This is a genomic window from Williamsia sp. 1138 (genome assembly GCF_002095435.2).
Lineage (GTDB): Bacteria > Actinomycetota > Actinomycetes > Mycobacteriales > Mycobacteriaceae > Williamsia.
Window position 1 is genome coordinate 191,120 of record NZ_MJEJ02000054.1, and the last position, 21,534, is coordinate 212,653.

A 21,534-nucleotide genomic window follows, 5' to 3' on the forward strand; every position below is an offset into this window, starting at 1 on the left:
CATGTACAACTTGATCGTTCTCGGCACGAAGCCGAGCGCCTGGACCCACGAACAGTTCATCGACTGGTGGCGCGGGGAGCACGCCGAACCCACCTACAAGCTCCCCGGACTCCTGCGCTGGCAGCACACCGACCTCCAAGAGACCTTCGACGAGAAGTCGGCCGGCTGGGATGGACTGTCGGTACTGAGCTTCGAGTCTCCCGAGGCGCTCAAAGCCGCTCTGGCGAGCCCGGAATGGAAAGAGGCAGTCGCCAATGTCGGCGACATGGGTGGGAGGCGCATGATCTGGTACGGCAGCGAGCAGACGATGGTTCCGCTCACCACCCCGTGACGATCACCTGGTCCGACCCCGGTTGCTTCACTGTCGCCGAGGGTGTCCATCGGATTCCTCTGCAGATGCCCGGGGACGGCCTACGGGCGATCAATGTCTACGTCCTCGAGACCGACTCCGGCCTAGCGCTCATCGATGGCGGATGGCATCGCGAGACCACCTACGCGGAGATCACTGCCGCCCTGGCCCAGATCGGACGGACGGCCGACGCGATCCACGACATCTACGTCACCCACGTGCATCGTGACCACTACACGTTCGCCGTCGAACTGCGTCGCCGGCACGGATGCCGGATCCACCTCGGCAGCGCTGAGGCCGCCGGCATCGACGCCATCGCCAGACTGGGCAGCAACGTACCCGAGAGCTCACTTCGCGAACTGAACCGGGCAGGTGCACATCTGATAGCTGAGCAGGCGTACAAGGACTCCGTCGGTGAGCCATTTGTCGCGGCGGATTGGGAGCCACCGGACAGTTGGCTGTCGGAGGGTCCCCTGGACCTGCCCGGTCACGATCTGTTCGCAGTCCATACCCCCGGACACACCAAGGGACACATGGTCTTCCACGACCTGGATCGCACGGTGACCTTCACCGGCGACCACGTACTGCCGACGATCACCCCGTCCATCGGGTTCGAACTCGGGGACTGGGACCTTCCGCTGGACAAGTACCTGCGATCACTGAACCTGATGCTCGACGACAGCGACCGCATGATGCTGCCGTCCCACGGCGACCCGGGCTCCGGGGTCCACGCCCGCGTTCGCGAACTGATCGCCCATCACGAGCGGCGGTTCGCGGCCACCATTGCCGCCGTGGAGGGGCTGAGCTCCGGTACCGGACTCTCGGTTGCGCAGGCACTCACCTGGACCCGCCGTGAGCGCCCGTTCGACACTCTCGACAACTTCAATCAGATGGTCGCCACCTGCGAGACGCTCGCACACCTCGATGTACTCGCTCACCGCGGCAAGCTCCTCGTCGAAAACCAGGACGGGGTGGATGTCTTCACAGTGCGATGAAGACATCCACCCCGAACCTGCGGTCGAACCCGCTCAGGCGGCGGTCCATCCCCCGTCGACGTTCAGCTCGATGCCGGTGATGAACGTGGCGTCGTCCCCGGCCAGAAATGCCACGGCAGCTGCCACTTCGGCGGCCTTGCCCAGTCGACCCATCGGGGTGTTCGCCAGCATCGCCTGATGGCGCTCGGTGCCTTCGTAGCGATCGAGCAGCTGCTGCGTCTCGATGAATCCGGGATGTATCGAGTTGACCCGCACGCCCTTCGTGGCCCAGTACAGGGCGGCGTTCTTGGTCATCGTCCGCACGGCGCCTTTCGCGGCCGCGTACGCAAAGCTGTTCCCCAACCCGCCGACGGTGCCGAGAATCGAGCAGATGTTGACGATCGACCCGCCCCCGGACCGCTCCACGAAGGCTCCGGCGTGTTTCATCCCGAGCCAGGTGCCTGTCTGGCTGACCTCGATGACGCGGTTGTAGCGATCCAGGTCTTCGTCGACCACCGATCCCAGACTGCCGATGGCACCGTTGTTGATCACCGCGTCGAGTCGTGAAAAGCGGTCCGACACCGAGGAGACGACCTCGGACCATTGCGGTTCCGACGCGATGTCCAGACCGAGGGCCAGGTGCCGATCCGGTTCGTCGAGTCCCGCGATCAGCGTCCCGCAACGTTCGGAGTCGAGATCTGTTGCCACCACGACTGCGCCCTCCGAGGCCAGCCGCCTGACTATCTCGACACCGATTCCCCCGGTCGCACCGGTGACCAGCACCACCTTGTCCTGCAGCCGCGATCGACCACCATGCATTGCGTCGTAGCCCTTTCCGGATATCACAGCTTGCTGAGCACGTTTCGGCCGCCGACCAGCATGGCGATCGCCACCCCACCGGTGGTCACCGCGGTCATCAGCAGGGCCATCGCCGCCACCAACGGATACGTTCCGTTCTGCCACATGTCGAACAGCAGTGTGCCCATGACCTGGGTGGTGGACGCACGCACCAGCAGCGACGCCGCGAACTCGTGGGTGAGCAGGATGAACATCAGAGCCACCGCGCTGAGAATGGTCGGACGCATGAGCGGCAACATGATTCGGATGTTGGTCACGAATGGTGAGGCGCCGCTCGTAGCCGAGGCCTCGGTGTATGTGTTGCCGAGCGACAGCATCGCGGTCATCTGCATACGGGTCGCGAACGGCAGCATCAGCACGATGTAGACCAGGATGATCACCGTCCGGGTGCCGTAGAGGATGAACGGCGGCTCGGTGTAGGTCAGCAGGAACCCGACACCGAAGATCACTGCCGGAATGCCCAGGGGCAGCGCGGTCATCAGATCGCCGATCAACGCCAAGATCTTGAACCGCCGACCCCGTACCAGGAGATTGGCCATCAGATATCCGATGGGCACGACGATGACGACAGCACCCAGCGAGGTGACGACGCTCGTGACGACGGATTCGACGATCGCATCCGTGCGGAACAACTCACGAAAGTTGTCGAGGGTGAACAGACCCCACGACAGCGACCCTGACCAGTACGGGGTCAACGAGACGATGACCAAGCCCACGAGCGGTATCACCAGTGCAAAGAGCGCGAACAACGAGATGGTGACCGTCGCCCAGGTGCCCTTGCCGGTCGGCGGCGCGAAAGCCTTCCCGCCGTGTGTGACGAAACGGGTCTGGTTGCCCAGCATCAGCTTCTGGACCAGCACCAGTGCGATACCGAAGATCACCAGCGGTGAGCCGGCGGCGGCGGCGGCCGCGAAGTCGGATGGCGATTCCGACACCCGGCGGTACATCTCGGTGGTCAGGACCTTCACACCACTGTTCTGACCCAGCAACAACGGTCCGGTGAACTGTCCCAGTCCGAGCAGGAACGCGATGCCGCCGCCGTAGATGAGGGACGGCCGCAACAGGGGAAGCACGACCTTGAAGAAGACACCGACGGTCGACGACCCGCTGACCTGGGCGGCCTCCAAGTGCTCAGAACTGATGTTCTGCATCCCTGAGCTGACGAAGAGATAGACGAACGAGGTGAGCCCGAACCCGGTGAGGATGATGATCCACGGGACGGTGTACACGTCGATCGGTCCGCTGTCGGATCCACTCCACCAGGGCAACTTTCGGAGAAGCACGTTCAGGTACCCCGGGCCGGGCGAGAGCAGGAACGCCCAGCCCACGATGTTTGCGACCGCAGGCATGACGATGGGCAGAATGGGGATGATCCGCAGGAATCCCAGTTTCGCCGGCAGTCTGCTCGCGGCGAAGGCCAGGAGCGTGCCGAGCACCAGTGCGATGACGAGGGACCCCAGCGCCAAGGCGATGGTGGTCCAGATCGTCTCGGCGATGTCGAAGCGACCATAGGTGGTGCGATAACCCTGCCCGCCGTTCTCGAACGCCAGGAGCTGCAGTCGAATCATCGGCAGGAGAACGAGATAGGCGAGTATCGCCATCAGCGCGCCGTACCAGATGCGGCTCCGCCAGTGCGCAGGTATCACTGCGCGTGGAGAACGCCCGCCAGGCGCCGTGGGTGGTGATTCGGGTTCTGCGGTGAGCGTTGCCATCAGACCGTCTCCTTGGCACGCTTCGGCGCAAGCTCTGCTGCCGCCGAGCGATCGGCATCGTCGCCGGCGAACACCCGAAGCGCTGACGGGGAGAAGCTGACCACCATCGGCGCACCTGGTTTGCTCTTCCGCAGGGCCGCACTGTGTTCGGATGCCGCAGCGCGGAGGGTCAACTCCTCACTGCCGCTCTTGACCGTCACATCGAAATGCCGGCCGCCGTATTCGTAGGTCACCAGTTCGGCATGCAGGGCGACATTGCCGGCGGGCACCTCGGCCATCGATTGATGCAGAAGCAGGTCGTCCGGCCGGAAGCGCGCAACGGCCGATGTACCTTCGTCCGCCAGACCGCGGACCACGGAGTGCCGCAGATCGATCGGGTCGTCCGCCGAGGTGATCCAGCCGTCATGACCGCGCCGTAGCTCGAGCCGGTTCCCCATTCCGATGAATGCCGCGACGTACTCGGAGACCGGATTCTCGAAGACATGCTCGGGGGCGTCGTACTGTTCGATCTTGCCGGACTTCATGATCGCCAACCGATCGCCGAGCGCGAAGGCCTCGGCCTGATCATGTGTGACGAAAACCGCCGTGAAACCGAGGTTCTGATGCAGCTGATGGATCTGCGACCGCACCTGGTCCCGGAGCCGTGCATCGAGGTTGCTCAGTGGCTCATCGAACAGCACCAGATCAGGTTGTGCGACCAGCCCACGTGCCACCGCGACCCGTTGCTGTTGCCCTCCACTGAGCTGTGATGGGAACCGGTCGAGCAGTTGTCCGCAATCGACCATCCCGGCCGCCGCCTCGACTGCGCCGTCGGCGATGGCCTGCTTCATCTTCCGGACCTTGAGCGGGTACTGGATGTTCTTGCGCACCGTCATGTGCGGCCAGAGCGCGTAGGACTGGAACACCATGCCGATGTTCCGTTTGTGCGCGGGGACGTTGACGTGCTCCCCACCGTCGAACATGATCCGGTCCTTGAAGGCGATCGTGCCGTCCTGCGGTGTCTCCAGACCCGCAAGGCACCGTAGCGTCGTGGTCTTGCCGCAGCCGCTGGGACCGAGGAGGACCAAGAACTCGCCCTCCTCGATCGTCAGGTCGAGTTGGTCGACGACCACGTTCGATCCATAGGTCTTCGTCAGACCGGAAACTCTGAATTCTGAGGTCATCTCATACCTTCTGCGTTGATTTCTTAGGTGTGCGCACGCCGGCGGCGGTACCGCCGTCCACGAGCATGTCGGTGCCGGTGACGTAACTGCTGTCGTCGCCGGCCAGGAAGAGGATCACCTTCGCCACCTCGGCCGGCGTACCGCGTCGCTGCATCGGGATGCTTCTCACGTACGCCTCGACGTCGTCGGCGGCGAAGCCGGCCGAGGCCGTGATCGCGGTGTCGATACTGCCCGGGCAGACTGCGTTGACCCGGATCCCGCGATCCGCGAGCTCGAGCGCTGCGACCTTGGTGAGCGCGCGGACGCCGAACTTCGACGCACCGTAGGCGCCGAGTTCAGCGGTGGCCAGAACTCCCCGCAACGACGCGAGGTTGATTATGGAACCGCCCGCCGACATCGCACCGGCGGCTGCCTTGATCCCGAGAAATGTGCCGGTCAAGTTCAGGTCGACCATCGTTCGGAACTGATCGAGCGAAGTGCCTGTGAGCGGCGCCTTGATCGCTGCCCCGGCACTGTTGACGAGAACGTGCAGGGGTCCATGGCCCGATATCTCCGCTGTCACGGTTGCCCAGTCGGATTCCGACGTGACGTCGAGATGACGATAGTGGACGCCTTCGCCCAGCGTGGCCGCGTGCATGCGCCCGGCCGCGTCGTCGACATCGGTCAGCCACACGTTCGCACCGTGCCGCGAGAAGGCCTGTGCGCACGCGCCCCCGATCCCCTTGGAAGCGCCCGTGATCAACACGTTGGTTCCGAGGAACTGTTGTGGCGTGCGGTCCATGGCGTCTTCTCTCATCTCGGGGATCGGGGGGCTGATGCGGTGTTCGGTCAGCCCTGGAAAAGCTTCTGCCACTGCTCGGAGTACTGCTCGACCTTCTCGGGAGTCAGGTCGGCGACATCAGGCGACGCGATGTCCTGAGCTCGTGCGACCGCACCCGGGATGTCGGGCAGGGCAGCGGCATATCCCGAGTTGAGTGCCGTCTGGCCCTCTGCGGTGACCATGAAGTCGGCGAGAACCTGTGCGGCGTTGGGATGCGGAGCAACTCCGACGACCTGGCTGTACCAAGGCGTGCCCCACGGAGTCGGCGGGAGCTTCCAGTTCACGGGTGCGCCTGCCTCGACCTCGGTGACGAGTGGCTGCACCGACGGGGAGACAACCACTTCGCCCGACGTCAACGCCTGCGCCACACCGAGAGCGCTGGGATAGACGCGGGGTTCGAGCGCTGCCAACTTCTCCCAGTAATCCTCACCGTATGTCTTGGCGTAGTAACGGTACAGATCGACGTAGGAGGCGATCCCCGTCGGATTGACGATGCCGATCTTGCCCTTGTATGCGGGATTCAGGATGTCCTGCGGCGTGGTCAGGCCTCCGGGAACGGCAGTGGTGTTCCAGCCGAGCGCGAACACGGCCGCGCTGGACAGGAAGAACCGATCGTTGATGACGCTCTTGTCCGGTTCGTATGCCGGCGCTTCCAGCGCGGGGCCGAGCAGGTCGGCGGAGTACGCACCGGATTCGGCCGCGTTCTGGATCCACCCCGCGTCGGTCAGCATGTGAACGTCGGCGATGCCTTTACCGGTCTTGTTCTCGGTCTCGATCCGCGGATTGATCTCCGCGTCGGTGCCGCGGACGAAATCCATTGATATGTCGGGATATTTGGCGTTGAACGCCGCCTTCAGCGCGTCCAGGTTCGCCGGTTTCTGGCTGGAGTACAGCATCACGCTGCCCTCCTTGTTCGCGGCAGCGACGACGTCATCCCAGCTGCCATCTACCGGACCCGAGGAGGAAGAGCTGCCCCCGCATGCGGCGATACCGAACGCGGACGCGGCGATGGCGACTGTCGCAATCGCTTTCGTGAGTGATCTCATTGTGCTTGAACTTTCTCTCCCGAACCCCGGGGTGAGGGTTCTCGTCGATTAGAGGTCGAACGGTGGTACCGGCGAAACCGGCGATCAGGCGATGTGATCCAGCGTCTCCGCACGTGTCGCCGGCAGGGGCATTGCTCACCTTTCGCCAAACTGAACTGATGTCAGTTTGAAACTTAACCGGGTTCGGTTGTGATGTCAATCACCGGGGACCACTAATTTGAACTGAATCCACTTCATTTTTTCTTAGCGCGCTGATCAACTCAGATGCCCTATCGGGTCAGGACCGCGACGCCTCCAGAGCCGTCTCAGCGGCCGCCAGCCCGAACACCAACGCGGTCGCGAGACCACCGGCGTAGGCGCGGTTCCACAGCCCGCCCGTGTCCGAACCCGCTGCCAGCAGGCCCGTGATCGGCGCGCCACCCGGGTCGAGCACCCGGGCCTGCGCATTGATTCGCACGCCGTAGAAGGGGAAGGTGATCGCCGGAGCCGCCTCGATCAGGTAATAGGGCGGTTCGTCCAGTGGCTGCCGGTCGAGCTCCCGGCCCGGTATCACTTCGGCATGCGCGCCGGCCCGTCTGTTGAAGTCTGCGATCTGCTCGGCGATGGCCGGTCCGTCGTAGCCCCAGTCGTCGGGTAAGTACTCGAACTCCGACAAGTCTTGGGCGACACCTACCCGGCCACCTCTTTTGTCCGCCACCGTGAACTTGTCGACGGCGACCGCTCCTTCGACGTACGAGGCGAGCATCCAGTCGCGGTGGACGCGCGCATCCGCTATCAGCAGTCCACGACTCTCCGGCTGGTCGAGCAGCGCCATCGTGGTGAGGTGGTCGCCCAGCGTCTCGTCGACGAAGCGGTGGCCGGCGGTGTTGAACAGCAATGCATGTTCGCTGTAATACAGCGACAGATCGACGAAATCGCCGGAGTCCGCGAATGCGACACCGGCGGGAATGAGGTGCCCATAGAACCCCGCGTCGTCTACGCCGGCCGCGGCACCGGCACGCTGCGCGAGCCGAAGGCCGGCGCCGACACTGTTCGGGTTCGACCGCAATTGCATTGCTGCCGCGTCGGGATGAACGTACCGGGCCAGAAGGTCACTGTTGCCCTGAAATCCCCCGGTCGCAAGAAGTGTGTTCACCGCCGAGATGTCGGCCGCGCCGGCTTCCCCGGTCACCCGAGCCCCGACCACATCGCCGGCCTCGGTCAGCAGCGACTCGGTTGCGGTGTTCAGCAGAAGCTGTCCGCCGCTGTCGAGCACGATCCGCTTGCACGTGTCGACATAGTGGTTGGTGTCGAACTTGTGTCCCCGCCCGAAGCTCAGGATCGGTTGTGCCGGATCGACCGTGACACCGACGGATCGAATCCAGTCGATGCCCACTGCGAACCCATCGACGAGTGCGTCCCGCAGGATCGGATCGCCGAGCGGATTGTGTCGCGCCATGACCGTTCGATCCGGCGCGGTCCAGGCGTAACCGGCAAACCTTGCTGATCCGCCGACCTCTGCAGCGACCTCGACGACGCACACCGACCTCCCCTCGGTGGCAGCTCTCGCCGCTGCGGTCAGACCGGCCATCCCGGCTCCGATCACCAGCAGGTCGTAAGAGTGTTCGGGCATCGATCAGCGTCCTTCCGCAGTAGCTCACTTAACCGAAACGAGGTCTCAGACGGTGAACCGACCACCGTTGCTGAGCAGTACCGCACCCACCACATTCGAGGAGGCGGGTGAGGCGAGAAACAAGATGTTGGCGGCCAACTCCTCTGCGGAGGCGTAGCCGATCGCCCCCGAGGCGGCCATCTGCTTGCGCACCGAATCGGGTGTCCGCGCCGCCATGGGGGTGTCCACCGGTCCTGGCGCGATGACGTTGACCCGGATCCCCAGCCCCGCCACCTCTTTGGCGACCGACTGTGCCAGTGCATGTACCCCGGCTTTTGACGCCGCGTAGTGGCCGTACCCTGCCAAGGTGTCGAATGCCGCGGAGGAGCCGATCACCACGATCGCACCCGACCGCGCCGGGTGCATCGCCCGCACCGCGGCCTGCAGGACATGAAAGGTGCCATCGAGATTGATGCGCATGACCCGACTCCACTGATCGTGGTCCAGGGTCCTGAAGATGTCGAGGGGCGCACCCGCTTCGCGTGCTTCGTGCATCGCAGCCTTGGCGCGCGGATCGTCTACGCCTGCCGCATGGACAACGATATCGATACGGCCCTCCGCGGCAAGCACATCCGCGAAGAAGCTGTCGACGGCGCCCGCATCACGGACGTCCACCTCGGCGTAGTGGGCACGGGGGTTCGATACCGCAACGGCCGACGCCGAGACACCGTCGATGTCGGCGATGTAGACCGCGGTGCACCCCTCCGCCACGAGCTGCACTACGACTGCGGCCCCGATACCCGAGGCCCCGCCGACCACCACGGCAACTGTGTCACGGAAGCGTTCACCACCGGCCACTAGCCGAGAAATGACTTCTCCCACTGTTCTTGAAATTGTGAGATCTTCTCCGGCGTCAGAGTTTTGATGTCGGGTAATGGGATGTCCTGAGCGCGAGCCACTGAGTCGGGGATGCCGGGTAGGGCACTGCCGTATCCGAATGACAACGCGGTCTGCCCCTCGACGGTCACCATGAAGTCCGCCAGCACCTGGGCCGCGTTCGGGTGCGGCGCCGATGAGAGCACATGCGAGTACCAGGGCGTGCCCCACGCGGGGTCGGGTAGCGCCCAATCGACGGGCGCGCCGGCAGCCACCTCACGCAACAGTGGCTGGACCATCGGCGTCGCCGAGATCTCGCCTGAGCTCAGGGCCTGCGCGATACCGAGTGCGCTCGGGTAGACCCTTGGATCCATCGCCGCGAGCCTCTGGTTGAAATCATCTGATCCCCAATTGTTCTCGAAGAACTGGTATTCATCGACGACAGCGGCGAAGCCTGCCGGGTTGACCACGCCGACCTTGCCTTTCAGTGCAGGGTCGAAGAGATCGTCCGGGGTGGCGAGGCCGCCCGGAAGTGCGTTCGTGTTCCACCCGAGGGCGAAGACCGCCGCACTGGTCAGGAAGAAGCGATTGTTGATGACGCTGTCGGCTCGTTCGAAGGCCGGGTTGTCGAATGCCGGCCCCACGATCTCCGTTGAGTACGCTCCCGAGTCGGCCGCGTTCGTGATCCACGCCGGGTCCGACACCATGTGGACATCCGCAGTCCCCTTGCCTGTCCGGTTCTCGGTTTCGACCCTCGGGTTCATCTCCACATCGGTACCGCGGACAAACTCCAGGGCTATCTCCGGATACTTCTGCTGGAAAGCGACTTTCAGCTTCTCGAGGTTCTCCGGATGTTGTGTCGAATAGAGCACCACCGATCCCTCTTCGTTCGCCGCGGCGAGGACGTCGTCCCAGCTCCCTTCGACAGGTCCGGACGGGGATGAACCACCGCACCCACTCACGATCAGCGCCGCAGTCGCGATGAGCGCGATTCCCGCCTTGTTCAACAGATGCACGTCATCGGCTTTCCTCGACCCTCGCAACGAACTGAACTGATGTCACTTCAGTTACGATAGGTAGGCGGACGCGTGATGTCAATCACGTCGTCAGACGCCGGCGACCCCCGGCGACCCCCCGGCCCTAGCTGCTGCCGAACAGTCCCGACAGCGGATCGTCTGAACTCAGACCGCTACTCGCTGTGGCCTTTGAACGTGTAGACATGGGAGCCCGAGGGGGCCGCGTTCGCACCGCCCGCGCCCACGGCCACGACCGCAGAGGCGAGGGCATCCGTCGCACCCAGCGACAGTGCACGTCTCATCGGTATACCTGCCATGACTTGTCCCCTCGAATCGGAGCGGTGTGGTCACCGAACCACCTGATAGAAGCGGCTTACACGGGAAGTCGGGTTATGGTGTCGGGTTTTGACGATCGCGGATCACGGGTTGGCACGGCTATCTCGCCGCGTACACGGTGACCTCTGTCGCCTTGATGACCAGAGCCACCTCGTCGTCGGCGACCAGTCCGAGTTCGCTCGCTGCAGCCCAGGTGATCGCCGCGGTGACCACACCGTCGCCGACCAGGCAGTCGACGCGCGCCAGATCTCCCTGCGGCACTACCTGCGCCACAACACCTTTGACGACGTTACGCGGACTCCCCGATGGAGGCGTCCGGTACACGGCCACCGCGCGTGGCGAGAATGCGGCCATCGCGGATGCGCCCGCGGCCGGCGTCTCATCCACCATCCCCGCGATGGCGAACCCGCCGGCCTCCACGACCCCACCCGACCAGCGACCACTGATCAGATTGAGTCCGGCCAGTTGCGCGGCGAATTGGTTGGCAGGACTGGCCAGGAGCTCGCGCACAGGCCCCTGGGCAACGACTTTTCCCTCGCCGAGAATGATCGCCGAATCGGCGAGGGTGACCGCGTCGGCGACATCGTGGGTGACCAGCAGGGTGGTGCGGGTGCGATCCTGCAGGATGCGCCGAAGCATCGACCGGACCCTGTGCACCACATCGACATCAAGTGCACTGAAGGGTTCGTCGAGAAGCAGCAGATCGGGGTCCGCGGCCAGTGCCCGGGCCAAGGCGACCCGCTGCGATTGCCCGCCGGACAGTTGCCCGGGTTTACGGTCGGCCAGTTCGGCGGCGTCGACTGCATCCAGCCATCGTGTGGTCCGGGATCGCACTTCGGCGCGCGGAAGATGCGCTGCGGCCGGCGCGAAGGCCACGTTCTGCTTCACCGTCAGGTGCGGGAAGAGCATGCCTTGCTGCGACAGCATCGCGATCCCGCGTTTGTGCGGAGGTACGTAGGTTCTCGGACTGACCAATTCGCGGTCGCCCACGCGAATCGAACCAGACGTAGGCTGCAACAAGCCGGCCAGCATGTTCATCAGAGTGCTCTTACCGGCACCGTTGGGCCCCAGCACGGCGACCGTGTGACCGGCAGGGATGTGTAGCTTCACGTCGAGAAGCGGTAAGTCGCTGCGCAGTTCCGCGACCATATCGCCGGTCACAGCGACATCGTCCTCGTGGAGTCGCGCAGATGAACCGCGACAACAACCAGCAGCGCCACCACCACGAGCACGATCGAGAGTGGTAGTGCCTGCTGCGGATCGCTGATCGACTCCACATAGATGGCCAGCGGCGCCGTCTGGGTCACGCCTTGGAGGTTGCCCGCGAAGGTGATCGTGGCACCGAACTCGCCGAGCGCCCGGGCGAAGGCCAGCACCATGCCGGACAGCAGCGCCGGAAACACCAGCGGCATGGTGACTTTCCACAGAGTGCGCGTCGGTGACGCGCCCAGCGTGGCGGCGACCTGTTCATAACGACTGCCGATGCTGCGTAGCGCACCTTCGAGGCTGATCACCAGGAACGGCAACGCCACGAAGGTCTGGGCCAGAATGACGGCAGTCGTCGAGAAGGCGATGTCGATACCGATGGACGACAGCGGTTCACCGACCAGACCGAACTTGCCGAAGGCGTACAACAATCCGATGCCACCGACGACCGGGGGCAACACCAGCGGCAGCAGCACGACTGATCGCAAGACCCGGATCGGCATACCGCCGCGGCGGGCGAACACGATGGCCATCGGGACACCGAGCACAATGCAGAGCACCGTACTGACTGCGGCCGTCCGCAGGCTCAACGTCAGTGCATCAACGGATGATTCGGAGGTGATGTTGGCCCAGAAGTCATCCCACGGGGTGTTCACCGCCAGCGCGATCGGCGGCAGCATCACAAGCGCGACACCGATCGCGGCCGGCAGGTAGAGCCAGGCCGGAACCGCTTTCAGTGCGGATCCGGAGTTTTTCACTTCGCAGGCCCGAATCCCTGCGACTCGAGCAGCCCACTGCCCTTCGTTCCGAGCACCATGTCGACGAAAAGTTGTGCGGCTTCTCTGTTCTTGGTCGCCGCGACGACGCCGATCGGATACTTGTTGACCACCGCAGCAAAGGCGGGATCGGAGACGGAGGTGACGGTGTCGCCGGCACCGGTGGCATCGGTGACGTACACGAGACCGGCGTCGGCCTGTTTGGTCTGCACCTTGGTGAGCACGCCGGTGACCGCGGTCTCCTCGCTGACCGGCTTGATGTCGACCCCGGTGTTCTCCTCGATCTCGGCGGTGGCGTTGCCACACGGCACGTCGCCCGCACAGATCACCGTCGTGACATCGGGCTTGGACAGATCGGACAGGCTCCGGATGTTCTTGGGGTTGCCCGGCTGGGTGACGATCGTCAGGACGTTGGTCGCGAAGACCTGGGGATCGGTGATCTTGCCGCCGAGCTTGTCCATGCTCTTCTCGTCGGCGGTGGCCAGGACATCGACCGGGGCACCCTGCTCGATCTGGGTGACCAACGCCTGGGAGCCGTCGAAGTTGAACTTCACCTCGATGTCGGGGTGGTCCTCGGAGAACGCCGTCGCGAGGTCGGTGAAGCTCTTCTTCAGCGACGCCGCGGCGAATACGGTGAGCGTGACCTTCTCGGCGCCCGCACCCGTCGTGGCGCCCGAAGAGCCGTCGTTGTCACTGCTAGAGGAGCATCCGGCCAACAATCCCGCGCTCATCACCGATGCCGCGACCACGGCAAGTATCTTGCTTCTCATTCTCCGGTTCTCGTTTCTACGATGACGTTCGTGGCCTTGATGACGGCCGTCGCCACCGAGCCGGGTTTGAGATCGAGTTCGCGGACGGCATCGGTACTCATCAGCGATGTCACTTCGAACGGTCCGCATTGCAGGGTCACCTGGCTCATCACCGGATCCGACTTCACCTCCGTGACAAGTCCGACGAAACGGTTGCGGGCCGAACGCACCACCGGTGCGTCGGCGCTCGAGAGCGCAGGCGCGCGTTCACTGGCCAGTCGCGCCAGATCTGCCCCGTCGACGACCTGTCTGCCGCTGTCATCGGTGTATGAACGCAGCTGACCCCCCGCGATCAACCGGCGAACGGTGTCGTCGCTGATCCCCAGGAGTTCGGCCGCCTGCCGAATTCGTACTTCACTCACCTGTTGAGGTTCGACCGCTATTGCGACCATGTCAAGCCGAAACGTCCGCAGATGCGGAGCTGACGACGCGACAGGCTGCTTGCGATGAGTTCCGGCACCGGCCCCGGTCTATGCCTGTGACGACCTTCGAACCTCACAAGGAGCCCGCCATGCCAGCCATCGACTCACATCCGGACGGCGTCGCCGTCTGGATCGATTTGTCCAGCACCGAGCCGGATCGCGCCGCCACGTTCTACGGCGACCTGTTCGGGTGGGACCGGACCGAACCGGATCAGCAGATGGGCGGTTACTCGCAGTTCACCTACCAGGGCAAACTCGTCGCGGGCCTGGGACCGAAACAGAGCCCGGACATGCCCGACTTCTGGTGCACGTACTTCCAGACACCGGACATCGAGGCGACCGTCAAGCAGGTCTCGACCTCAGGTGGCAGCGTCTTCGTCGAACCGATGGAGATCCCCGGGCAGGGGACGATGGCGATCGTGATGGATCCGGGCAGCGATTCGGGATCCAACGGCGGCCGGAACGGTCACGGCGCAGTCTTCGGACTCTGGGAACCTCTTGAGCACAAAGGCTTTCAGCTCTACATGGAGGCCAATGCACCCTGCTACTTCGAGCTGCTGAGCACCGACTTCGCGAAGGCGGTCGAGTTCTACCCGGCGGTCACCGGGCGACAGACCATCACCCTCAGCGACACCGACGAGTTCCGTTACGCCCAGTTGAGTCTGCCCGACACCAAGCCGGGCGAGGGGTACGCCGGGATCATGGACGGTCGCGGCTTCTTACCCGCCGAAGTGCCGTCACACTGGTCGATCTACATCGGTGTCGCCGACGCCGATGCCACGGCCGCACGAGTCGGGGAACTCGGCGGCACCGTCGTCGCCGCCCCGATGGACACCCCGTATGGACGACTCGCGACCATCAGTGATCCATGGGGCGCACAGATCAAACTGCAACAGGTGCCCTGATCCCGACTCCGCCCCGTCGGGTTTCCGATGCCGGGGACGATGAACACCGAGTGGACCCGCTACAGCTCTTGACTTCAAGTTCGCTTCAACTCGGAGGATGACAGAACCGATCTCGAGATGAACAGCCGACAACATTTCCGCGACGGATCCGATGCGATCTGACTCGACAAGCAACTAGGAGAACAACGTGTCAACGATCAGCAAGAAAACTGCTGGCCCGATGTCCGACTCGGTCGCTACGGTAAGCCCCATGACTTCCACAGCAGTCACCACCGAATACGCCATCGAGGCCATCGACCTGGTCAAAGAGTTCGACGGCGTCCGAGCCGTCGACGGAGTGAGTTTCAAGGTCCCGCCGGGCTCGGTACTGGGTCTGCTCGGCCCCAACGGCGCAGGCAAGACCACCATCGTCCGGATGATGACCACGCTGAGCCTGCCCACCTCGGGTACCGCCCGCATCGCGGGCTACGACGTGACGGAAAATCCGGATCTGGTCCGCAGCAGCATGGGCCTGACCGGGCAGGCCGCCACCGTCGACGAATTACTCACCGGCCGCGAGAATCTTTGGATGATCGGCAGCCTCTACGGCCTGCCCCGCAAGGAGGTCCGCGCAGCTGGTGATCGACTGCTCGAGCAATTCTCTCTCACCGATGCTGCCGACCGGGTGGTCAAGACCTACTCGGGCGGTATGCGGCGCCGACTCGATCTCGCCGTCAGCCTGCTGGCCTCACCGCCGGTGCTGTTTCTCGACGAACCGACGACAGGTCTCGACCCGAGAAGCCGTCAGGAACTCTGGGACGTGCTCAAGTCGCTCGTCAGCCATGGCACGACCCTGCTGCTGACCACCCAATATCTCGAAGAGGCCGACCAACTGGCCGACGACATCGTCGTCATCGACAAAGGCAAGATCATCGCAGCCGGTACCCCGTTACAGCTCAAGGAACAGGCGGGCAAGGCCAGTCTGGTCCTGACGGTCTCCGCTGCCGAAGACCTACCCGAGGCGACCCGGCTCCTGCGGGAGAACAGCGGAGAGGTCTTCGTCGACGAGTCGCAGCGACAGCTGACCGCAAGCGCTGACGGCATCGCCGATCTCACCAAGATCGCCGGCATCTTCGAACGCAGCGAGATCGCTGTCGACGACATCGGACTCACCCGCCCAAGCCTTGACGACGTCTTCCTCTCCCTCACCGGACACCGCGCTGAAGACGCCGACGCAGACGCCGAGGAGAACAAGTCATGACCACCACAACCAGCAACGCCGGAGCGACAAAGGCAACGCCGCGATCGGCGATCGGCAAACCAGACATCGTGCGCGAGTCACTGGTGATGGTGCGCCGCAACCTGATTCACACCAAACGTCAGCCCGAGATGCTCTCGGACGTGACGGTGCAGCCGATCATGTTCGTGCTGCTGTTCGCATACGTCTTCGGCGCGTCCATCAGCCCCGGCGACGGCTTCGACTACAAGGAATGGCTGCTCCCCGGGATCATGGGACAGACCATCGCGTTCTCTGCCTTCATCGTCGCGCTCGGTCTGACCAACGATCTCGAGAAGGGCATCATCGACCGATTCCGGTCACTGCCGATGGCGCGCTCATCGGTACTCGTCGGACGATCCGTGGCAGCGCTGATCCACTCGTCCATCGGTATCGTCGTCATGGCTCTCACCGGACTGCTCATCGGGTGGCGGATCAACGAGGGTTTTGCGAAAGCGGTCCTCGCCTTCGCCCTGGTGCTGCTCTTCGGCTTCGCCATGATCTGGTTCGGCATTCTCATCGGTTCGGTGATGCGGTCGCCGGAGGCTGTGAACGGGGTGATGTTCACCCTGCTGTTCCCGATCACGTTCCTGTCCAACGCCTTCGTGCCCACGGAGCCGATGCCCAGTTGGCTGCGCACGATCGCGGAGTGGAACCCGATATCATCGCTCGTCCAGTCGATGCGTGAACTATGGGGCAACGGACCGGCAGCGCCCCCGGAAGCCCCGTGGCCGCTGCAGAATCCTGAGCTCTCGACGGTTCTCTGGTCGATAGCGCTGACCTTGATCTTCGCGCCATTTGCCTTGCGCGCGTACCACAAGCGCACCACTGATTAAATGCGCTTAGCTTCCTCATCCGAACCGGCACCGCCCGGCGGGCGGCCCGCGTTGTCTGGACTAAGGATGAGCGAGCGCAGCGATGCGAAGACGCGGGAAGACGACGCGCTCAGGCCGCCCGCCACGCGAGCGTCAGCGAGCCAAAGGCTCAAGTTCGGGAGAGGGCTTCCACCGGATCGCTGTAGATCGCATCGAGGGACACCGCACCGGCGGCTTGTTGCTGGACAGTGGCGCCTGAGCGTGACACCCGCACGTCGCGGCGCTCGGCGACCGAGGTGTCGCGAACGGCCTGGGCGACGATCGGGAGGGTCGACGGTGCATCGGTGAACGCCTGCCCACCGAGGACCACGTGGTCCGGGTTGAAGATATCGGCGATGAGGCCGACTGCCTTGCCGAGCAGCTGTGCGCGCTCGTCCAGGATGGCTCGGGAGATCTCGTTGCCCTCCGCAGCCAACTGGTGCACGTCTTCCACCGACTCGATCGTCAGGCCGGCGGCGATCGCGGCGTCCACGATGCCGGTATCGCTGACGGTCGGTTCGAGCCGGCCGGTGCCGTGCGGGTCGAGAAGTTCGGTACGCCCGACCGGGAAGTGCCCGATCTCCGGCGGGCCGGCCGTGGGGGTGTAGACGCTGCCGCCGACGGTGAAGGCGATGCCGACTGTCTCGCGGGCGTAGAAGTACACGAAGCTGCCGCCCTCCTGACCCGGATCGACCAACAATTCGGCCTGTGGGTTCAGCAGGAGTTCGGCTGCGGCCATCGCCTCGACATGGGAGGCAACCGAGATCGGCAGTCCGATGACCGAGGCGAGGACTTCACCCACAGGTGCGGACTGCCATCCGAGACGAGGGTGGGTGACGCGTCCTGCCTTGTCGACCCGTCCGGCCAGCGCGACGCCGGCCCACAGCACCTTCTTGTTCTGCCACCGCGACAGGAAACGCTTCGCGCTCAGGCCGATGGCCGTCAGTGTCTGCTCGGGGCTGTCGGCGATCGGGGTCGGGATCTGGATGGCACCGACAACGCGGTGAAACAGGTCGTGGGTGGTGATGGAGGTGACCTTGAGGCCGATATGGATTCCGACCGTCAGAAACTCGGCCGTGTTCAGCTCGAAAGGCAGTCGCGGGCGACCGATGGCTCCGGCAGGCGCTAGGTCTGCGCGCTCGCGCAGCAAGCCGACCTTCAGAAGAGCGCTGACCTGACGGTTCACGGTGGAGATGCTCAAGCCGGAAGCGCCGGACGCCGCATCGCGGAACACCGGGCCGTGCAGGCGTGCAGCCCGCAACACCACTGCCGCCGGCTTGGTCGACAGATGTAGTTGCGGGGTGGCGATGTGAATCTTGGCTGCCTTTTTCGGGCTGGGTACTCCCAGTGGACGAGGAGGACGAGCAGGCGCGGCGACTCGGGAACCGGTTGGTCGGGTCGCAGACGGGCGGGTGGTGGTCGTGGCTATGCGGTGATCAAGTGTGGCAGTCATCGAGGGTCCTCGTGGTGTTGTCGCGCCCAGAACCACGAAAATGGCCGAGCGGGAGATGTCAGAACGGAATGCCGCGAGCGCGGCGGATTCGGATCAGGACATTCGACAACAGAGAACGCGAGCGAACGGCAGACGACACCCCAGAGCGGTGGTCATATAGGTGACCTCCGGGATGTAGTGGCCTGTGCTCGTCATGAACGTCAACCTAGCAGCGCTTGCGGATTCCGTGCAACGCAGCGAGGGCGATCTCGACGTGAACCCCGTGAGCGTGACGTGCATTTTATCTCACCTTGCCAGCCAAAGTCGTCCAAACGTGTGAATTTAAATCACTTTGGATGCAAATTCCCCCATGTCAGCACGACTGTGTCGCCATACTGACTGTGAGATTTGGGGATACCGAATATTTCCCCAGCCCTTGAAACAAGGACGTGCGACATGCAAATACTCCGTTCAGCAGAGAACCGAGTGACAGCCCCACAGAGGGCAAGTTTTATCGGATTCTTTTGGTGAAGCGCATGAGTTGGGTTCGCAGGAAGACCGAACAACGGCTCGATGCATCGGTGTCGACGAGGCGTGTTGCCGGCCGCAGCTCAGTCGATCTGCGTCTCGATGGCCGTGCGTTCACTGCGTGGACGGAGTGCAGTCACAACGTCGATACGACAGCCACACCGTGGCTCCCGCCACTCCGTGTAGCCGCCATGACCAAAGGACACCATCTAGAGTTCGATACGGCTGTCGACGCGGTTGCGTTGGGCGGCAGCGCGGCTGCACACGACCTACTCTTACGGTGGTACCCGGAAGAGCTTCACTTCTCGGAGAATTCGACAGAGTCGACTGATCCACCGGCGCCTCCACCAGGCAGGGGCGTCGGCTGCTTCTTCTCTGGCGGAGTGGACTCCTTCTACACGGCACTGAAACACATCGACGAGATCACCCACCTCATCATCATCCACGGCCTCGATGTCAGCCTGAGCAACGGATCGATGTGGGACGAGCTGGTAGACAGGGCTCGAACAGCCGCCGAACTGCTGGGAAAAGACCTTATCGAAGTCCGCTCAAACGTCCGGTACCTACACGCCAAGCATGGTCCCCATTGGCAACGGCAGGCGCACGGCGCGTTCCTCGCACACGTGGCGCTGCTGCTTTCACCACACCTGCGCCGTGTCTACGTTCCAGCGTCCGACGATGACGCTCACGTGATCGAACCGCTTGGGACACATCCCGACCTCGATCCGCTGTGGTCGAGCCGTGACCTCGAGATCGTTCATGATGGTGTTGATGCCGATCGGGTGACGAAACTTGCATACATCCAGCACTCAGCGGTCGCCATGGCACACCTACGGGTCTGCTGGTCGAATCTCGCGGGAATGTATAACTGCGGAACCTGCGAGAAGTGCTTGCGGACGATGATCGGCCTCCACCTTGTCGGCGCCACAAATCGATGTACGACTCTGCCGAAGACCATTTCGATAGACGCCGTTCGGTGGATTTATCTCGACGCCGCCGGTGATGAAGGCGGCCTCGCTGCGTACATCGACTTCCTTGGCCAGGTCATCACCTTGGAAGGACCTCGCACTGACCTGGCGGTGGCCCTTCAGGATGTCGTGTCCCGCTCGCGGTCACGGCAACTCGGTGTGACCATGCGATTCTACGTCGTAGACGTCGGCCTGCAATTGGTGAGATATCGCTTGCGACAGGCCCTGCGTCATCGAACACCGCAGGTTCATGAAGAGCGCGCTGTCACTGAACAAGCTGCGTAGCACTTGGCCGATTCGCACCAGCGCGTCGCCCGCGGTGAGTGTGACTGTAGTGATCGAACTGCACCGCCTGCCGACTTGAAATCACACAGATCTGAACCCTGGGGTCAGACAGCAAGAGCGATTCACACTGTCGTGAACTTCTGTCAACCGAAAGGCTCGCCTGTGTCACTGCATTTCCACTGGTTCCTGCCGACGTACGGCGACTCACGGAACCTGATGGCTGGTGGTCACGGATCGAACATGTCCGGTGATCGCCCCGCTGACCTTCGATATCTGAACCAGTTGGCCGGTGCCGCCGAGGTCAACGGCTTCGAGGCCGTCCTCACCCCGACCGGGCTCTGGTGCGAAGACGCCTGGCTCTCGACCGCGATGCTTCTCGAGACCACCGACACCCTGAAGTTCTTGGTGGCGCTGCGTCCGGGACTGACCAGCCCGACTCTCGCGGCGCAGATGGCCTCGACCTATCAGTGGCAGTCGAAAGGTCGTCTGCTCCTCAACGTGGTCACCGGCGGCGAATCGTCCGAGCAACGGGCGTTCGGCGACTTCTTGTCCAAGGAGGCGCGATACGAGCGCTGTGGCGAGTTCCTCGACATCATCCGGCAGCTCTGGACCCGGGACGATGCCGTCGACTTCGTCGGTCGCCATCTCCGCGTCGAGGGTGCGCAGTTGGCCCGCAAACCGGATCCGCTGCCTCCGGTGTTCTTCGGCGGGTCATCGCCCGCAGCCGGCACCGTTGCCTCGAAGTACGCCGACACCTATCTGACATGGGGCGAAAGGCCCGACGCCGTTGCCGAGAAGTTCACCTGGATCCGCGGTTTGGCAGCCGCCGAGGGCCGTGACCTGACGTACGGCATCCGACTGCACGTCATCTCGCGCGACACTTCCGAGCAGGCCTGGGCCGAAGCCGACCGGCTCATCGGGGCCCTGGACCCGCAGTTGGTGGCGAATGCTCAGCAGAACCTGGCCAAGTCGGAGTCGGAGGGACAGCGCCGGATGCGCGAACTCCACGGCGGCGGAGCCGCTTTCAGCGCCGACACCGATGCCCGGTCACTCGAGATCTATCCGAACCTGTGGACGGGTGTCGGATTGGTCCGCGGTGGCGCCGGGACCGCGCTCGTCGGATCGCATGACGAGGTCGCCGATCGGATTGCGGAGTACGCCGCGCTCGGACTCGACCACTTCATCCTGTCCGGTTACCCACACGTCGAGGAGGCCTATCACTTCGGGGAGGGAGTGCGGCCACGACTGATCCAGCGTGGACTCCTCGACGCCGACGACCGGGCCACCGAGCCCGTCCGCGGCGCATTCCTGCCCTCACTCAAACCCGCCAGCGCTTCCTGATCAGCGCCGAAC

The 21,534-nt window shown here is 63.8% G+C and carries 21 protein-coding genes; 7 read left to right on the forward strand and 14 right to left on the reverse strand.

Annotated elements, in window-relative coordinates; genetic code table 11:
• Position 1: 1 nt before the first annotated feature.
• The gene (locus BH683_RS27170) at positions 2–331 is read left to right on the forward strand and encodes an EthD domain-containing protein (protein ID WP_084839403.1); all 330 of its coding nucleotides are present in this window, start codon (positions 2–4) and stop codon (positions 329–331) included.
• On the forward strand, positions 328–1,344 hold the full coding sequence (locus tag BH683_RS27175; protein ID WP_246833625.1) for an MBL fold metallo-hydrolase: 1,017 nt from the start codon (positions 328–330) through the stop codon (positions 1,342–1,344). The genes BH683_RS27170 and BH683_RS27175 overlap by 4 nt, the downstream gene beginning before the upstream one ends.
• Positions 1,345–1,377: 33 nt before the next feature.
• Here BH683_RS27175 and BH683_RS27180 read toward each other — a convergent pair whose 3' ends face one another.
• The 13 genes from BH683_RS27180 to BH683_RS27235 all read right to left on the reverse strand — a co-directional run bounded on the left by BH683_RS27180 (position 1,378) and on the right by BH683_RS27235 (position 13,894).
• Positions 1,378–2,142 carry an SDR family oxidoreductase gene (locus BH683_RS27180; RefSeq protein ID WP_084839624.1) on the reverse strand — a complete coding sequence of 255 codons (765 nt, stop codon included), beginning with the start codon at positions 2,140–2,142 and terminating at the stop codon, positions 1,378–1,380.
• A 23-nt stretch (positions 2,143–2,165) separates the two neighbouring features.
• On the reverse strand, positions 2,166–3,782 hold the full coding sequence (locus tag BH683_RS27185; protein ID WP_246833645.1) for an iron ABC transporter permease: 1,617 nt from the start codon (positions 3,780–3,782) through the stop codon (positions 2,166–2,168).
• Between the two features lie 110 nt (positions 3,783–3,892).
• Positions 3,893–5,056: an ABC transporter ATP-binding protein gene (locus BH683_RS27190; RefSeq protein ID WP_084839405.1), complete on the reverse strand. Its 1,164-nt coding sequence runs from the start codon at positions 5,054–5,056 to the stop codon at positions 3,893–3,895.
• Position 5,057: 1 nt separating this feature from the next.
• Positions 5,058–5,837: an SDR family oxidoreductase gene (locus tag BH683_RS27195; protein ID WP_084839406.1), complete on the reverse strand. Its 780-nt coding sequence runs from the start codon at positions 5,835–5,837 to the stop codon at positions 5,058–5,060.
• Positions 5,838–5,884: 47 nt separating this feature from the next.
• The gene (locus BH683_RS27200; protein WP_084839407.1) at positions 5,885–6,922 is read right to left on the reverse strand and encodes a substrate-binding domain-containing protein; all 1,038 of its coding nucleotides are present in this window, start codon (positions 6,920–6,922) and stop codon (positions 5,885–5,887) included.
• Positions 6,923–7,199: 277 nt separating this feature from the next.
• A complete protein-coding gene (locus BH683_RS27205; protein ID WP_084839408.1) occupies positions 7,200–8,534 on the reverse strand; it encodes an FAD-binding protein in 1,335 nt (444 codons plus the stop codon).
• Between the two features lie 45 nt (positions 8,535–8,579).
• Positions 8,580–9,332 (reverse strand): SDR family NAD(P)-dependent oxidoreductase, encoded by a 753-nt coding sequence (locus BH683_RS27210; protein WP_210405283.1) that lies wholly within the window; start codon positions 9,330–9,332, stop codon positions 8,580–8,582.
• A gap of 38 nt (positions 9,333–9,370) precedes the next feature.
• Complete coding sequence (locus tag BH683_RS27215) at positions 9,371–10,405, reverse strand: extracellular solute-binding protein (RefSeq protein ID WP_246833626.1); 1,035 nt, start codon at positions 10,403–10,405, stop codon at positions 9,371–9,373.
• Positions 10,406–10,578: 173 nt separating this feature from the next.
• On the reverse strand, positions 10,579–10,707 hold the full coding sequence (locus BH683_RS29195) for a hypothetical protein (RefSeq protein WP_281492336.1): 129 nt from the start codon (positions 10,705–10,707) through the stop codon (positions 10,579–10,581).
• Between the two features lie 133 nt (positions 10,708–10,840).
• On the reverse strand, positions 10,841–11,902 hold the full coding sequence (locus BH683_RS27220; RefSeq protein ID WP_084839410.1) for an ABC transporter ATP-binding protein: 1,062 nt from the start codon (positions 11,900–11,902) through the stop codon (positions 10,841–10,843).
• A complete protein-coding gene (locus tag BH683_RS27225) occupies positions 11,899–12,705 on the reverse strand; it encodes an ABC transporter permease (RefSeq protein WP_084839411.1) in 807 nt (268 codons plus the stop codon). The genes BH683_RS27220 and BH683_RS27225 overlap by 4 nt, the downstream gene beginning before the upstream one ends.
• Positions 12,702–13,493, reverse strand: coding sequence for a molybdate ABC transporter substrate-binding protein (modA, locus tag BH683_RS27230; protein WP_084839412.1), 792 nt, complete (start codon positions 13,491–13,493; stop codon positions 12,702–12,704). Before modA ends, BH683_RS27225 begins: the two co-directional genes overlap by 4 nt.
• Positions 13,490–13,894, reverse strand: coding sequence for a TOBE domain-containing protein (locus BH683_RS27235; protein ID WP_084839627.1), 405 nt, complete (start codon positions 13,892–13,894; stop codon positions 13,490–13,492). The genes modA and BH683_RS27235 overlap by 4 nt, the downstream gene beginning before the upstream one ends.
• Positions 13,895–14,043: 149 nt before the next feature.
• Between BH683_RS27235 and BH683_RS27240 the strand changes: the two genes are divergently transcribed.
• From BH683_RS27240 to BH683_RS27250, 3 genes are all read left to right on the forward strand, one after another.
• A complete protein-coding gene (locus BH683_RS27240) occupies positions 14,044–14,859 on the forward strand; it encodes a VOC family protein (protein WP_084839628.1) in 816 nt (271 codons plus the stop codon).
• Between the two features lie 250 nt (positions 14,860–15,109).
• On the forward strand, positions 15,110–16,099 hold the full coding sequence (locus BH683_RS27245; protein ID WP_084839413.1) for an ATP-binding cassette domain-containing protein: 990 nt from the start codon (positions 15,110–15,112) through the stop codon (positions 16,097–16,099).
• Positions 16,096–16,950: an ABC transporter permease gene (locus tag BH683_RS27250; protein ID WP_084839414.1), complete on the forward strand. Its 855-nt coding sequence runs from the start codon at positions 16,096–16,098 to the stop codon at positions 16,948–16,950. The genes BH683_RS27245 and BH683_RS27250 overlap by 4 nt, the downstream gene beginning before the upstream one ends.
• Positions 16,951–17,098: 148 nt before the next feature.
• Here the strand turns inward: BH683_RS27250 and BH683_RS27255 are convergent, their stop codons facing one another.
• Entirely contained in the window at positions 17,099–18,421 is a 1,323-nt protein-coding gene (locus BH683_RS27255) for an ROK family protein (protein WP_084839415.1), read from the reverse strand.
• Positions 18,422–19,311: 890 nt separating this feature from the next.
• Here BH683_RS27255 and BH683_RS27260 point away from each other — a divergent pair.
• A complete protein-coding gene (locus tag BH683_RS27260) occupies positions 19,312–20,181 on the forward strand; it encodes a hypothetical protein (protein WP_210405284.1) in 870 nt (289 codons plus the stop codon).
• Positions 20,182–20,343: 162 nt separating this feature from the next.
• A complete protein-coding gene (locus BH683_RS27265) occupies positions 20,344–21,522 on the forward strand; it encodes an LLM class flavin-dependent oxidoreductase (protein WP_084839416.1) in 1,179 nt (392 codons plus the stop codon).
• Positions 21,523–21,534: the final 12 nt, after the last annotated feature.